Below are 13,901 nucleotides of genomic sequence, written 5' to 3' on the forward strand. Positions count from 1 at the left end.
TTATCTACTCCACCACGATTGGATTATTATTTCCAGATGTATAGGTTAAATAGCTTCTTACCACGTTTGATTACGCTGTATTTACCAAACAGTGCATCTTCTTTCTTAAGTACTGCTTCTGTATCAGCTACTTTCTCGCCGTTTACAGACACTGCACCGTTACCGATGAATTCACGCGCCATTTTGTTTGATTTAGCTAGTTCAGATTGAGTTAGAACTTCAACAATCGTTTGTTCAGAAGCTTCTAATTCTGTTGATGGAAGACCATCTAAAGCAAGTTGTGCTAAATCTGTTTCTGTTAGTGAAGAAAGATCACCAGAGAAAAGTGCTTTAGTGATACGTTCAGCAGATGCTAAACCTTCTTCACCGTGAACTAGACGAGTTACTTCACGAGCTAGAATGCCTTGACCTTCAGGACGGCCTTGAACACTCTTATCGCTCTCTTCAATAGCTGCAATCTCTTCTACTGTTAAGAAAGTGAAGAAACGTAGGAAGTTATATACGTCAGCATCCGCAGTACCTAACCAGAATTGGTAGAAAGCGTATGGTGATGTTTTACTTGAGTCTAACCAAATTGTACCTGATTCAGTTTTACCAAACTTAGTACCATCTGATTTTGTTACTAAAGGAAGCGTTAAACCAAATACTTTATTGCGGTTCATACGACGAGTAAGGTCGATACCACCAGTGATGTTACCCCACTGATCTGAGCCACCAATTTGTAATGTACACTCTTTTTCTTTGTTTAATGCTGCAAAATCGTATGATTGAAGTAGCATGTAGCTGAATTCAGTAAATGAAATACCAGAACCTTCACGATCGATACGTTGTTTTACTGATTCTTTTTGGATCATCGCATTTACGCTGAAATGTTTACCCACATCACGCATAAATTCAATTACGTTAATTTGACCGATCCAATCTAAATTGTTTACTACTTCTGCACCGTTTTTCTCTTCTGTAAAATCAACAAAAGCTGAAACTTGTGCTTTAATTTTGTTAACCCAATCGCCAACCACTTCATTCGTGTTAAGTTGACGCTCAGCAGCTTTAAAGCTTGGGTCACCGATTAAGCCTGTAGCACCACCAACAAGAGCTAATGGTTTATGACCAGCTTGTTGGAAACGCTTAAGAACTAATAGTGGTACTAGGCTACCAATATGTAAGCTGTCTGCTGTCGGATCGAAGCCACAATAGAGAGTACGACAGTCAGTTGAAAGGTGCTCAGCTAATTCTTCGTCTGCTGTGCACTGTGCAATAAGCCCACGAGCTTTTAAGTCTTGCAATAATTCGTTTGTTGCTGTCATAGATAACCTACTTGTACTCTAAATTTAGGTATAAAAAAGAATACTCGATTTTACACATTTAGCGGCTAAATAACAGAGTTTACGAGTAAAAATACTTCAATAAGTAAATTATCAAATTATTGTCAGGAAAACGCCTTTTGTGACCGTTAGCGCAAACTCGAACAACATTAATTTTCCTGCCTTGAAACTGCTATCTATGCCCATATTTCTTAATTAGGTGTTGCTAAGATATAGTCCTCTTAGTTGCTATTTCTTTCTACTTCATAAAGGAAACAGAATGAAAAAGTTTGCCCGTGCTGCAGTCTTAATGGTTTTAGTCTTTGGACGACCTCAAGCACAAGCTGCCTCTTTACTTGAACATATAGAGCCAGATTACCAAGAATCCAATCAATCTGAGATCGATCACCACCATGTACTTCACAGCTTAAATGGTCTTCTGTCCATTGATAGCTGGAACCATTTCTCGCATCAACCTTACAATGACTTTGATATTTTAAGCTCTAAAGCGCATCAAGCTCAGCATGAGTTAGAAAATATCTGTAAGCAAACCGCTCTTATTTCCAATAGCCAGACTCAATTTGCGGGAGTAAAAAACAACGAGCGAGCAAAAATTAAAATTGAGCAAGAATTAAATGGTCAGGTTAATCAACTGACTGATATCGCAAGAGCGACTGTCGTAGCTGACTCAATTCCTGATTTAGTTACCGCATATGAAGCATTAAATAGAGAAACAACGGTTGTTAGTGTTACTAACCGCTTTTCTCAGCCTGCTAAATCTGGGTACAGAGACATAAAATTATTGGTTGAACTACCTAAAACAAAACTCATTGCAGAAATACAACTTCATTTAAAAGACATTGCAGATGTTAAGAATGGTGTTGAACATAAGATTTATGAAGAAATTCAAAGTATGGAGCGTCTTGCTTTTATCGAAGATCGCGAGTTTACAGAATTTGAAGAAGCTCGATTCACTAAGTTAAGAGGTCTTTCTCAATCTTTATATACCAACGCATGGCAATCTTACCTTCCTATACAAGCTTTTGCATAGAATAAATACTAAAAAGAGCAATAGGCTTAACCTTATTGCTCTTCTTTTCATACTCTCTCATCACTTTCTTACGCCATTAGTACCAGAGCCCCAAAAAAAGCTAATCCTGAAAAAACAGCAATGGTAGTAATAAGAGCAAATTTAAAATCGTGATCCATAACGACTCCTTGTTATTTTTATATACAGACAATTAATAAAAACGATTGCATTATCTGTTTACAAAAAATTAACAGTAATTTGAAGTATCTTCAAGGAATTGATCTTATTCAATCAGCAAGTTGGTATAAGCATCACAATGTCAGCATAATAGAATAAAATTTGTGGTTTTTATGAAAAGGAATTCTAGGAGAAAACATGAAGCGTTTATCACTATTAGGGCTGTTAATATTAGCTCCCTTACCCTCTCTCGCCCAAATCCATATAACTCCTTCAATTGGCTACGCTTCAGGTGGTGAAATTGAAGATACAGAAGGAGAAATATACGATTTAAAAGGGAATACCGCTTATTCATTAGCTATTGAAACGGATTACGATGCAGGCCGTATCGGTCTATTTTATAGTAATCAGAGCAATGACATTGAAGGTCTTAACCAAACCTCAAACATGCATTACCTTCACTTTCAAAGCGCCCTAGACTACCAATTAACTAAAAATATCACTTCATTTTTCGGTTTAAGTATTGGTGGTACTTATGCGGATGTTGATTGGATAGATGAAAACATTCGATTTTCAGCTGGTGCTTTTGGTGGTTTCCAATATCACTTTACTGATAATTTTGCATTACAACTAGAAGGACGCTGGCTAGGTACCTCTGTTGATAGCAACTTTGACAGCAGTTGTGTTTCTACACCGAATAAAAACTCTTGTACGATTAAATATGAGGGAAGCTGGGTCAATCAATTACAAGCGAATCTAGGACTCAGATTCAGTTTTTAATCCCACTTTATTTATGAAAAGAAAGGTTAGGCATTTTCAAAAACAATGAAAATGCCTAAATTTACAACACTTAATCATTATTTTATAAATAACACAATTGATTATGTAACCTTTATTTAACAATAAATAGCCCCGCACAGCCACACATCATCAATAATCATATCTAAAAAAACCTCATAAATTAGCATAAAACACTATTTGAAACATATAAACCTACCTTTTCGTCATGTTGCGTTAACATATATAAATAGGTAATCTGACTTTAATGCTTAGGGAATACATCCAATTTAAGCAAAATCAATTTGAATTTATTAGAGAATGATACCAATTAAGCTTCAATTCTCAGGGAAAAGTTTTTTAAAGGAGTAATTTATGAAGCGTGAACAATGGGGTTCTCGTGCAGGATTTATTCTTGCAGCAGTAGGATCGGCTATCGGTTTGGGTAATATCTGGCGCTTTCCATATATGGCATATGAAAATGGTGGCGGTGCTTTTTTCATTCCTTATTTATTTGCCATGATCACTGCTGGTATTCCATTTATGATCATGGAATTTGGTATGGGTCATAAATATAGAGGGTCAGCACCACGCACCTTCGCCAAGCTCAACCAAAAATATGAATGGTTAGGTTGGTTTCAGGTAATGATCGCAGCCGTTATCGCCGTTTATTATGTTGCAGTTATTGGCTGGGCAATCTCTTATTTCAGCATGTCTTTCTCACAAAGTTGGGGACAAGATACTAATGCTTACTTTTTCAGTGAATATCTACAATTAGGTGACAACTCACCAAGTAAGCTAGGTAGTATTCAATGGCATATCGCTATACCTATGCTTCTTGCTTGGGCAATTACTTTTGCAGCCATTTTTGGCGGTGTAAAAAGCGGTATTGAACGAGCAAGTAAAATTATGATGCCTCTACTGTTTATCATGGTTATTGCTCTTATTGGTCGTATGGTTTTCTTACCTGGCGCATTGGATGGCCTGAACTACTTATTCCAGCCAGATTTTAGCAAAATTACAGATCCAAAAGTTTGGTCTGCGGCATACGGACAAATCTTCTTTACCCTAAGTGTAGGCTTCGCCATTATGCTTGCTTATTCAAGCTATCTTCCTGAAAAATCAGATGTTAATAACAACGCCTTTATGACGGTACTAATTAACTGTGGCTTTTCTATTATTGCAGGTATTCTTATCTTCTCTGTTCTTGGTTACATGGCTCAAGAACAAGGAAAGCCATTAACTGAAGTCGTTAGTGCAGGCGTTGGTTTGGCATTTGTTACTATTCCTGCTGCAATTAACTTACTGCCAATACCTTATATTTTAGGTCCATTATTCTTCTTAGCACTTGTTGTGGCAGGTTTAAGCTCTCACATCTCTATTATTGAAGCCGTTACCTCTGCATTTATCGACAAGCTAAATTGGTCACGTAGAAAAGCGGCTTCTGTTGTTTGTGGTTCTGGTTTAATTATTTCAATGGCATTTGCAACAAATGGCGGTCTACTGCTGTTGGATCTAGTTGATTATTTCATTAACAACATCGCTCTACTTGCAAGCTGCTTGATTGAACTACTTATTATGGGTTGGCTAGTAAAACTTGCAGATATTCGCTCACACGTAAATGCTGTATCAGAATTTACAGTTGGTAAATGGTTTGAAATTTGCCTACGATTCGTAAGCCCTGCTTTCTTAGTCGTTATCCTAGGCACCAACATTATTAATACGCTAACTGATGGTTATGGTGGTTACGCACAATCAGATTTACTGCTACTAGGCTGGGGCTTAATTGCAGCAATGCTAGTTGTCGGTATTATTATTAATAAATCAAGCAAGGAGGCTTAATATGGAAACGGGTGCAATCATTATGATGATTATTGGTTTAGGGATTACTTGGGGGGGCGCAGCCTTCTGTATTCGTAAAGCAATGAACGGTAACTAGAAACTAGAAGCTAGAAGCTAGAAACTAGAAACTAGAAACTAGAAACTAGAAACTAGAAAATGCTAACCTTAAAGCAGATCTTCGGATCTGCTTTTTTATACTGCTCTGATAATGGATTAAATCATGAATACACTCTACTCTTTTCGACGTTGCCCTTATGCCATGCGCGCACGGCTTGGCATAGTTCAATCAAACAAAACCGTGCATCTTCGAGAAATTATATTAAAAAACAAACCTGAATCTATGCTTCAAGCCTCACCTAAAGGCACTGTACCTGTTTTAATTAATAATAAGGGTAAAGTTATTGATGAGAGCTTAGATATTATGAAATGGGCGTTAGAAGGCTCTGAGCTATTGCAATCAACAACAAGCGAGATGTTTCAATTGATTCGAGAGAACGATGATATTTTCAAAAGTTGGTTAGATAAATATAAGTACGCTGATCGCTACCCTGAATATTCTGAAATTTACTACCGAGAACAAGGTGAGCTGTTTTTAAATAAATTAGAACAAAGACTAACGACTTCACCGATGCTTTTCTCTAAACAATACAGCTTTGCAGATTTAGCGATTCTTCCATTTATTCGTCAATTTGCTTTTGTTGATATTCATTGGTTTCGCCAAAGTAAATACAAAAATTTACAGCGTTGGTTATTTGAGTTTATAGAATCAGAGCTGTTTAATTCAATAATGAATAAATACCCTGCATGGTTAGATTCACACCAAGAATTTATCTTCCCAGAACAAAAATAAAAAAAGGAGACCAATTGGCCTCCTTTTTATTCTTTCAATGATGAATTAGTTGTTGCTAATCCACTCATTCATGTCTGTTTTAAGGTTATCAGACTTAGTACCGAAGATAGCTTGTACACCAGAACCAGCCACAACAACACCAGCAGCGCCAAGTTGTTTTAGTTTATCTTGGTTTACAGCTTCAACATTCGCTACAGAAACACGTAGACGAGTGATACAAGCATCAAGGTTAGTGATGTTCTCTTTACCACCGAATGCAGCAACTAGTTCACCAGCTAGTTCAGAACCAGTTACTTTAGTAGCAGTATCATCTTCATCTTCACGACCAGGTGTTTTTAGATTCATTGCTTTGATTACAGCGCGGAATACTACGTAGTAAACAACAGCGTAAACAAGACCAAGACCAACAAGAAGAAGCATATTCTCAGCACGTGGAGATTGAACAACGAAGTCAATGAAACCATTTGAGAATGTGTGACCGTGAACGATACCTAATGCGTTAGTTAGCATGTATGCAACACCAGCTAATACAGCGTGGATAGCGTACAGTACAGGAGCAACGAATAGGAATGCGAATTCGATTGGTTCAGTAATACCTGTTAGGAATGAAGTTAACGCAGCAGATGCCATGATACCCATTACTTTAGCGCGGTTTTCAGGTTTTGCTGAGTGTGCAATTGCGATTGCAGCAGCAGGAAGACCGAACATTTTGAATAAGTAACCACCAGCTAGTTGACCGAAGCCGTTACCTGCAGCACGAGATGCATCATCAGCAGTTAGGAAACAAGTCATGATACCATTTACGTGTTCACCAGCATTGTTCACACAAGAACCAGCTTCGTAGAAGAACGGTACGTTCCAGATATGGTGTAGACCAAAAGGAATTAGAGAACGTTCAATAACACCGTAGATACCGAATGCAGCTACTGGGTTTTGATGTGCAGCCCAGTCAGAGAATGCTGCAATAGCACCACCGATTGGAGGCCATACAACTGATAGGATAAGACCTAGAGCGATAGATGCAAAACCAGTTACGATTGGCACAGCACGCTTACCAGCGAAGAAACCTAGGTATTCAGGAAGTTGAATACGGTAGAACTTGTTGAATGCCCAACCAGCAACACCACCAGCTAAGATACCACCAAGAACACCAGTCTCAATGCCATCAACACCCATTACAGTTGCCATTACTTTTAATGTAGCAACCATGATGCCATAACCAACAACAGCAGCTAGACCAGCAACGCCATCATTGTTTGTAAAACCAAGTGCAGTACCAACAGCAAATAGCAGAGCCATTTGACCGAATACTGAACCACCAGCTTGTTCCATTAAGTGAGAAACCACTTCTGGAAGGAAACTAAAGTTGGCTGCACCAACCCCTAAAAGAATACCAGCAACAGGAAGAACTGATACAGGCAGCATTAGCGCCTTACCGACTTTCTGTAGACTAGCAAAAAGGTGTTTAAACATGTTTTGCTCCTAATATTTATAACTACAATTTGGATTTAATTATCTACTTATTAATTACGGCAATATCCCCCTTGCCTTTGATGCAATTAATAAATTGTAAATAATCGTATCTCAAATCAAACTGCGCTAAATATAGACCTATGCAAAACCAGTTTCTAGCATGTTTTCATTTATTGTTTTAAAACCCTGCAGTGATCACAAAAGCAAGGCTTAGAAATTTCTTCCAGAAAAAACAAATTTAAACTCAAGATGTTGATTTAAAAGACATTATGTTGAAAAAATCAAAAACTGAAATGTTATTTTTAGCAACAAAAATAGATAGTACAAATATAATACAAACGTAAACGTTTACGTATCGTGATCGGTATAAAAAACAGGGTTAAATCCGTAAAACAAAAAAAAAGGAGACCTAAGCCTCCTTTATCGATTACTTTACAACCAATATCTAATTATTTGTTCAAAAAAAGATTTTTGAAATTAGTGGTGGTAGTTTGTGCTACTTCTTCGACACTTTTCCCTTTAAGTAAGGCAATATATGCTGCCACTTCTTTCACGTATGCAGGTTGATTTTCCTTTCCGCGAAAAGGTACAGGAGCTAAATAAGGAGAGTCTGTTTCAACTAATAAACGCTCAAGAGGAAGACGACGAACCACATCTTTCAGCTCGGATGCTTTATTAAAAGTAACAATCCCTGAAATTGAAATGTAAAAACCAAGTTCCATCGCAGCTTCAGCAAAAGCCCAATCTTCAGTAAAGCAGTGAATCACCCCACCACATTTATCTGCTTTACCATTTTTTAGAATGGCTAGAGTGTCTTCTCTTGCTTGTCTAGTATGAATAATTAGAGGCTTATTATACTCAACAGCAACCTCAACTTGTTGCTCAAATAGCTCTCTCTGACGCGGCGCACTTTCTGGTTGATAAAAATAATCTAGCCCCGTTTCACCAATGGCTATCACACGTTCATGTGCTGCGTATTGACGAAAAAGTGATAAATCAAATGCAGAATCCACATCCAATGGATGAATACCACAAGATGCATGAACTTCTGGGTGTTCTGCTATCATGTTCATCATATTTGGAAAGTCATCTAAGGTAACACCTACAGTTAAAAACTGCTCGACTCCTTGTTTCTTCGCTTTATCAAGTACATCAGCAACATTTACGTGTAAGTCATCATAATTTAATTTATCTAAATGACAGTGTGAATCAATTAACACTCAACTCTCCAGTAAACTCAAACATCCATTGAGTTAGTAGTAATTCTTTATTTAAACCAGGGAAACTATCCAATTGCTCTTGTAACGAATTCAGTGCAATGTATTGCTTATAGACCACATTACTCGATAATGTTTTCGCTAAGCTTTCTATGAGCTTTATTTCGTCACAATGAACCCAAGGCTGCATTACTCCCATCTGTCTCTTCTGAATATCAGCAAGTAAGTAACTTAGCCAAGTTAAGCCTTCACTTTCAAGTTTTAGAACAGTTTTAACTACATCAGCAGTCTGGCAAAAATCACTTTTCACACAGGATTCAAAGTCTGAAAGTAGCTGTTTATGTAATGCTTGTTTCTTATCTTGATAAAAGCTTTTCACTGCTAATGGGAGTGAGTCATTCAAAGCAATAGACTGCATTGATACTGAAAGGTTTTCAGTTTCTCTAAGCCAGATTGTGATAGATTCAGCATCAATTTTCGATTGATGCCATACCTGACAACGACTACGTATTGTTGGTAATAACTGATGAGGAGAATCGGCCAACAATACAAATTGACAATTTTTCGGTGGTGCTTCTAATGTCTTAAGTAATGCATTAGCTGCAGATTCTGTCATTTTTTCTGCAGGATCAATGATGATCACACGCTTAGCGTTGAATTGTGAGGACTCTAAAGCCCATGAATTACATTGGCGTATTTGTTCCACTGAAATAGACTTACCTTCAGTTTCTGGCTTTATCCAATGCAGATCAGGGTGTGTTTGTGATTTAATTAACTCGCAACTATGACAAAAACCACAAGGTTCAATACCTTGCGTTAAACACAATAGCGTATCAGCAAAATACTGAACTAATGCTTCTCGTCCTGCCCCTACAGGCATGGCACACAATATGGCATGAGGAAGTCGATCTGCCTGAATCAACTGCTGCCATTGTTGCCACAAACTTTCCTGCCATGGATAAAGTTTAGTTGCCATTCTTAACTAGCCAAGCTTCTAAAGCGGTAATAATTGAATTTGTCACGGTTTCTAAATCTTGTCCCGCATCAATAGTAATAATACTTTCATCACTATTTGCAAATTCTAAATAACGTTCACGACTTCTTTCAAAAAAATCTAGTTTCATTTGTTCAATTCTATCAAGCTCACCGCGAGCAGATGCTCTCTGTAAACCTAGTTTAGGGTCAATATCCATGTAAATAGTTAAATCAGGCTTAAAATCACCTAATACTGTATTTCTCATGGTCATCATTAACTCACGATCAAATCCACGACCACCACCTTGGTATGCTTGTGAAGATAAATCATGACGATCACCAACAACCCATTCTCCTCTTGCAAGAGCAGGCTTAATCACGTTACCTACTAACTGAGCACGTGCAGCATAAAGAAGAAGCAATTCAGCCATATCCGTTAGTGGCTCATCAGGATGACCTTGTTTAACCAGTTCACGCATTTTCTCAGCAAGAGGGGTTCCTCCTGGCTCACGCGTTGTAACTGGTGACGTAATACCGTGTTTTGCCAATGTAGCTAGTACGTTCTTAATTGCTGTACTTTTACCTGCGCCTTCTAGGCCTTCGATTACAATAAATTTAGACATGATTAATTTCTTAAAGTTCTTAAGTAAGCTCTAACCGCTTTGTTATGCTCAACTAGTGATTTAGTGAATTTATGACCGCCAGTACCATCAGCGACAAAATATAAGTATCGGCTTGTTTCAGGATGAAGAGCTGCTTTTATTGAAGCAGGACCGGCCATAGCAATCGGCGTTGGCGGTAATCCATTAATGGTATAAGTATTATAAGCCGTAGGTGTTCGTAGATCTTTCTTACGAATATTACCGTCGTATTTGTCACCCATACCATAGATAACTGTCGGATCAGTTTGTAAACGCATACCACGCTTTAAGCGATTAACAAAAACAGATGAAACTCGCTCTCTCTCAGAGTCAATTGCCGTCTCTTTTTCGATAATAGACGCTAGAATTAATGCTTCATAAGAAGATTTTAACGGTAAATTAGCTGACTTTGTTTTCCATTCTGCATCTAATAATGTTGTTAATGCTTTATGAGAACGTTCCAAAATATCAAAATCACTCATACCTGCGGTGTAATGGTATGTTTCAGCTAAAAATAAGCCTTCCAATTTAGTTCGTTCAATACCCAACTTATTTGCAATTTCTTTTTCTGACATTCCTTCAAGCTCGTGATCTAGATAAGGAGCTTGTTCTAACTGTTGTTGCCATTCAGAAAAACGACTTCCTTCTACAAAAGTAATTGAGAATTGATGTTCTTTACCTGTTTTTAGCTGAGTTAACACATCTGCAAGTGTTTGGTTTGGTTCAACCCAATAAGTACCGGCTTTAATATTTGTTAGCTGAGGTGATACTTTATGAGTAAACCGTGCCCATTTAGCATCAGATATCCATTTATTTTCTTCAAATTGACGGATGAGTTTTCGATAACTTGTCCCTGGTTTTACTTCAACAAGTTGAGCGTTCTCTAGCATTACAGGTTGTTGTGTAAAATTGATTGCCTGCTGATAAGCCCAAAAGCCCGCACCAAGTGCAGCGACTGCTAAAAATAAAATAATGATAATTAGTTTTTTCAACACGAGTACAGTTTCTCCTGAAACCAATGAGTTAATGTATGTTTGGTAAAATGAATTTCTTTGATCTTATTTATCGGTACAACTTCAAATAAGGAGTTAGTGATAAAAACTTCATCTGCATTTGCAAGCGTATCAATATTACAATGTACTGATTCTATGTCGATATGATGACTCTTAGCAATTTCACTAATGTGCGTCTTCATCACCCCTTCAACACCTGCTAATGATAAATTAGGGGTAAATATTCTATCACCCTTAACCCAAAAAATGTTTCCTATCGACGTCTCAACGATGTTGTTATTAATATCGAGAACAATGACATCTAAGTAATCTGTTTTCTTCACTGATTGTTTTATTAGTACTTGCTCTAGGCGGTTTAGATGTTTCATTCCAGCTAAGAGTGGATTGAGTCCTAGATGAATATCGGATATTCCTACATCTATGCCTTTTTGTTGCCATTCTTGATATTCAACAGGCAGTGTAAAAGTAGACACAATCACTTGCGTGTTTGTACATCCTTCTGGAGAGTAACCTCGCCCACCACGTCCTCTTGTTATTAAGATTTTAATGCCACCATTCATTACTTTAGAAGCAAGTCCAGTCATTTGCTCTTCAAGTACACACCAATCTGGCTCCGTTATACCTAAACGCTCTGCTGAGGTTTTAAGTCGAGTTAAGTGCAGTTTCCACAAACAAATCTTCTTATTTAATACCTTCATGGTAGTAAAAAAACCATCACCATACTGAGTTGCTCTATCACTGATTGGAAGTGATTCAGATTCCATTCCATTAACCCAAAACATAACAACTCCTAACCAACAGACTAATAAATAAAAAGGCGGTTTGATATAATATCAAACCGCCTTTAAAGTGTAACTGACTCTTGGAAACTAGTTAAGCTTCACAAACAAGTTATTACATTTTCTTGAAGATTAGTGAACCGTTTGTACCACCAAAACCGAATGAGTTACAGATTGCGTATTCCATATCTGTTACTTTACGAGCTGTGTGTGGAACAAGGTCAATATCTAAACCTTCTTCAGGATCATCAAGGTTGATTGTTGGTGGAACGATTTGATCAACCAAAGACATCGCTGTGATGATTGCTTCAACAGAACCTGCAGCACCCAAAAGGTGACCAGTCATTGATTTTGTTGAAGATACTAAAACTTGCTTAGAGCCAGCTTCACCAAGAGCACGTTTAATGCCTTTAATTTCAGCTACATCACCAGCAGGAGTGGACGTACCGTGTGCATTTACGTAACCGATTTGTTCACCTGTTACGCCAGCATCACGCATCGCAGCTTCCATAGCTAACGCACCACCAGAACCATCTGGCGTTGGCGAAGTCATATGGTAAGCATCACCACTCATACCAAAACCTACAAGTTCACAGTAGATCTTAGCACCACGAGCTTTAGCGTGTTCATACTCTTCAAGAACCATCATGCCAGCACCATCACCTAGAACAAAACCATCACGGTTTTTGTCCCAAGGACGAGATGCGCCTTGAGGGTTTTCATTATTTGTAGATAGTGCTTTTGCTGCACCAAAACCACCCATACCTAGCTCTGTAGATGCTTTCTCTGCACCACCAGCTAGCATTGCATCAGCATCACCATAAGCGATCATACGTGCAGCATGACCAATATTATGAAGACCTGTAGTACAAGCAGTTGAAATTGCGATATTTGGACCACGTAAACCACGAATAATCGACATATGACCTGCGATCATATTAACGATGGTAGAAGGCACGAAAAACGGGCTGATCTTACGAGGACCTTTTTCACTGAATGCTTTGTAGCCAGCTTCAATTAAGCCAAGGCCACCAATACCTGAACCAATTGCAGCACCGATACGATGAGCATTTTCTTCAGTAACTTTAAAACCCGAGTCATCTAATGCCTGAATGCCAGCAGCTACGCCGTATTGGATAAATAAATCCATCTTACGAGCGTCTTTCTTAGACATGTACTCTTCAGCATTAAAGTCTTGAACTAGACCTGCAAAACGAGTAGTAAACTCAGTGGTGTCAAAGTGTTCGATATTAACGATACCGCTTTGGCCTGCTAACAGCGCTTTCCAAGATGCTTCAACAGTGTTACCCACCGGTGTTAGCATACCCATGCCTGTAACAACTACACGACGTTTGGACACGATATATTTCTCCGGAATTAATTGAAATTAGATAGGGATTTGTTGCGTATAAAAACTCAGGCGGTCAAGATGACCGCCTGGAGGGTATTTCTTACTGTGCGCTAGTTACGTAGTCGATAGCAGCTTGAACAGTAGTGATCTTCTCAGCTTCTTCATCTGGAATCTCAGTATCAAACTCTTCTTCTAGAGCCATTACTAGCTCAACTGTGTCTAGTGAGTCTGCACCTAGGTCATCAACAAATGATGCTTCGTTTTTAACTTCAGCTTCATCCACACCTAGTTGTTCAACGATGATTTTCTTTACGCGTTCTTCAAGATTACTCATTTTTTATTTTCCTAATTACAGATTCGCTGATTTGCGATACTTGCTGTATTTTATTCATTAATAAGAAAGTTGCAAGGCCAACATTGCTGGTCAAACCACGATTTTCGTGATTTTTAGTGCAATTTTGACTCAGAATTG

Annotated in this window: 15 protein-coding genes; 5 read left to right on the forward strand and 10 right to left on the reverse strand. The window is 38.1% G+C overall.

The genetic code is table 11. The features are described 5' to 3' along the window. Nucleotides 1–26: 26 nt before the first annotated feature. A complete protein-coding gene (gene tyrS, locus AVFI_RS09195) occupies nt 27–1,307 on the reverse strand; it encodes a tyrosine--tRNA ligase (protein WP_017020103.1) in 1,281 nt (426 codons plus the stop codon). Nucleotides 1,308–1,584: 277 nt separating this feature from the next. Here tyrS and AVFI_RS09200 point away from each other — a divergent pair, with 277 nt between their 5' ends. Then, nucleotides 1,585–2,355: a phosphoribosylglycinamide formyltransferase gene (locus AVFI_RS09200; protein WP_005420099.1), complete on the forward strand. Its 771-nt coding sequence runs from the start codon at nt 1,585–1,587 to the stop codon at nt 2,353–2,355. A gap of 68 nt (nt 2,356–2,423) precedes the next feature. Here the strand turns inward: AVFI_RS09200 and cydH are convergent, their stop codons facing one another. Continuing rightward, on the reverse strand, nt 2,424–2,513 hold the full coding sequence (gene cydH / locus AVFI_RS09205) for a cytochrome bd-I oxidase subunit CydH (RefSeq protein ID WP_005420101.1): 90 nt from the start codon (nt 2,511–2,513) through the stop codon (nt 2,424–2,426). Between the two features lie 196 nt (nt 2,514–2,709). On the opposite strand from cydH, the gene AVFI_RS09210 reads away from it, so the two are divergent. From AVFI_RS09210 to AVFI_RS09225, 4 genes are all read left to right on the forward strand, one after another. Then, nucleotides 2,710–3,291: an outer membrane beta-barrel protein gene (locus AVFI_RS09210; RefSeq protein WP_005420102.1), complete on the forward strand. Its 582-nt coding sequence runs from the start codon at nt 2,710–2,712 to the stop codon at nt 3,289–3,291. Between the two features lie 372 nt (nt 3,292–3,663). Continuing rightward, on the forward strand, nt 3,664–5,130 hold the full coding sequence (locus AVFI_RS09215) for a sodium-dependent transporter (RefSeq protein ID WP_005420103.1): 1,467 nt from the start codon (nt 3,664–3,666) through the stop codon (nt 5,128–5,130). A 1-nt stretch (nt 5,131) separates the two neighbouring features. Beyond that, nucleotides 5,132–5,227 (forward strand): MetS family NSS transporter small subunit, encoded by a 96-nt coding sequence (locus AVFI_RS09220; RefSeq protein WP_054775339.1) that lies wholly within the window; start codon nt 5,132–5,134, stop codon nt 5,225–5,227. A gap of 123 nt (nt 5,228–5,350) precedes the next feature. Next, nucleotides 5,351–5,980: a glutathione S-transferase gene (locus AVFI_RS09225; RefSeq protein ID WP_065604723.1), complete on the forward strand. Its 630-nt coding sequence runs from the start codon at nt 5,351–5,353 to the stop codon at nt 5,978–5,980. 45 nt (nt 5,981–6,025) lie between these two features. Here the strand turns inward: AVFI_RS09225 and ptsG are convergent, their stop codons facing one another. From ptsG to acpP, 8 genes are all read right to left on the reverse strand, one after another. Further along, nucleotides 6,026–7,453, reverse strand: a complete 1,428-nt coding sequence (gene ptsG / locus AVFI_RS09230; protein ID WP_005420108.1) for a PTS glucose transporter subunit IIBC — start codon at nt 7,451–7,453, stop codon at nt 6,026–6,028. A 449-nt stretch (nt 7,454–7,902) separates the two neighbouring features. Next, entirely contained in the window at nt 7,903–8,673 is a 771-nt protein-coding gene (locus AVFI_RS09235) for a TatD family hydrolase (RefSeq protein WP_188863428.1), read from the reverse strand. Beyond that, a complete protein-coding gene (gene holB / locus AVFI_RS09240) occupies nt 8,663–9,646 on the reverse strand; it encodes a DNA polymerase III subunit delta' (protein ID WP_065622315.1) in 984 nt (327 codons plus the stop codon). Before holB ends, AVFI_RS09235 begins: the two co-directional genes overlap by 11 nt. Continuing rightward, nucleotides 9,636–10,268 carry a dTMP kinase gene (gene tmk, locus AVFI_RS09245; protein WP_011262285.1) on the reverse strand — a complete coding sequence of 211 codons (633 nt, stop codon included), beginning with the start codon at nt 10,266–10,268 and terminating at the stop codon, nt 9,636–9,638. Before tmk ends, holB begins: the two co-directional genes overlap by 11 nt. A gap of 2 nt (nt 10,269–10,270) precedes the next feature. Then, nucleotides 10,271–11,281, reverse strand: a complete 1,011-nt coding sequence (mltG, locus tag AVFI_RS09250) for an endolytic transglycosylase MltG (protein ID WP_063644670.1) — start codon at nt 11,279–11,281, stop codon at nt 10,271–10,273. Next, a complete protein-coding gene (gene pabC, locus AVFI_RS09255) occupies nt 11,275–12,081 on the reverse strand; it encodes an aminodeoxychorismate lyase (protein ID WP_155662954.1) in 807 nt (268 codons plus the stop codon). Before pabC ends, mltG begins: the two co-directional genes overlap by 7 nt. 112 nt (nt 12,082–12,193) lie before the next feature. After that, nucleotides 12,194–13,438: a beta-ketoacyl-ACP synthase II gene (fabF, locus tag AVFI_RS09260; protein WP_005420122.1), complete on the reverse strand. Its 1,245-nt coding sequence runs from the start codon at nt 13,436–13,438 to the stop codon at nt 12,194–12,196. Between the two features lie 91 nt (nt 13,439–13,529). After that, nucleotides 13,530–13,763, reverse strand: coding sequence for an acyl carrier protein (acpP, locus tag AVFI_RS09265; protein WP_004737381.1), 234 nt, complete (start codon nt 13,761–13,763; stop codon nt 13,530–13,532). Nucleotides 13,764–13,901: the final 138 nt, after the last annotated feature.

It is taken from the genome of Aliivibrio fischeri ATCC 7744 = JCM 18803 = DSM 507 (genome assembly GCF_023983475.1).
Classification (GTDB): domain Bacteria; phylum Pseudomonadota; class Gammaproteobacteria; order Enterobacterales; family Vibrionaceae; genus Aliivibrio; species Aliivibrio fischeri.

Excerpts from the sequence above, each read along its gene's own strand:
- tyrS (WP_017020103.1), bottom strand. The coding sequence starts at position 1,307 with ATGACAGCAACAAACGAATTATTGCAAGACTTAAAAGCTCGTGGGCTT.
- AVFI_RS09200 (WP_005420099.1), top strand. The coding sequence starts at position 1,585 with ATGAAAAAGTTTGCCCGTGCTGCAGTCTTAATGGTTTTAGTCTTTGGA.
- cydH (WP_005420101.1), bottom strand. The coding sequence starts at position 2,513 with ATGGATCACGATTTTAAATTTGCTCTTATTACTACCATTGCTGTTTTT.
- AVFI_RS09210 (WP_005420102.1), top strand. The coding sequence starts at position 2,710 with ATGAAGCGTTTATCACTATTAGGGCTGTTAATATTAGCTCCCTTACCC.
- AVFI_RS09215 (WP_005420103.1), top strand. The coding sequence starts at position 3,664 with ATGAAGCGTGAACAATGGGGTTCTCGTGCAGGATTTATTCTTGCAGCA.
- AVFI_RS09220 (WP_054775339.1), top strand. The coding sequence starts at position 5,132 with ATGGAAACGGGTGCAATCATTATGATGATTATTGGTTTAGGGATTACT.
- AVFI_RS09225 (WP_065604723.1), top strand. The coding sequence starts at position 5,351 with ATGAATACACTCTACTCTTTTCGACGTTGCCCTTATGCCATGCGCGCA.
- ptsG (WP_005420108.1), bottom strand. The coding sequence starts at position 7,453 with ATGTTTAAACACCTTTTTGCTAGTCTACAGAAAGTCGGTAAGGCGCTA.
- holB (WP_065622315.1), bottom strand. The coding sequence starts at position 9,646 with ATGGCAACTAAACTTTATCCATGGCAGGAAAGTTTGTGGCAACAATGG.
- tmk (WP_011262285.1), bottom strand. The coding sequence starts at position 10,268 with ATGTCTAAATTTATTGTAATCGAAGGCCTAGAAGGCGCAGGTAAAAGT.
- pabC (WP_155662954.1), bottom strand. The coding sequence starts at position 12,081 with ATGTTTTGGGTTAATGGAATGGAATCTGAATCACTTCCAATCAGTGAT.
- acpP (WP_004737381.1), bottom strand. The coding sequence starts at position 13,763 with ATGAGTAATCTTGAAGAACGCGTAAAGAAAATCATCGTTGAACAACTA.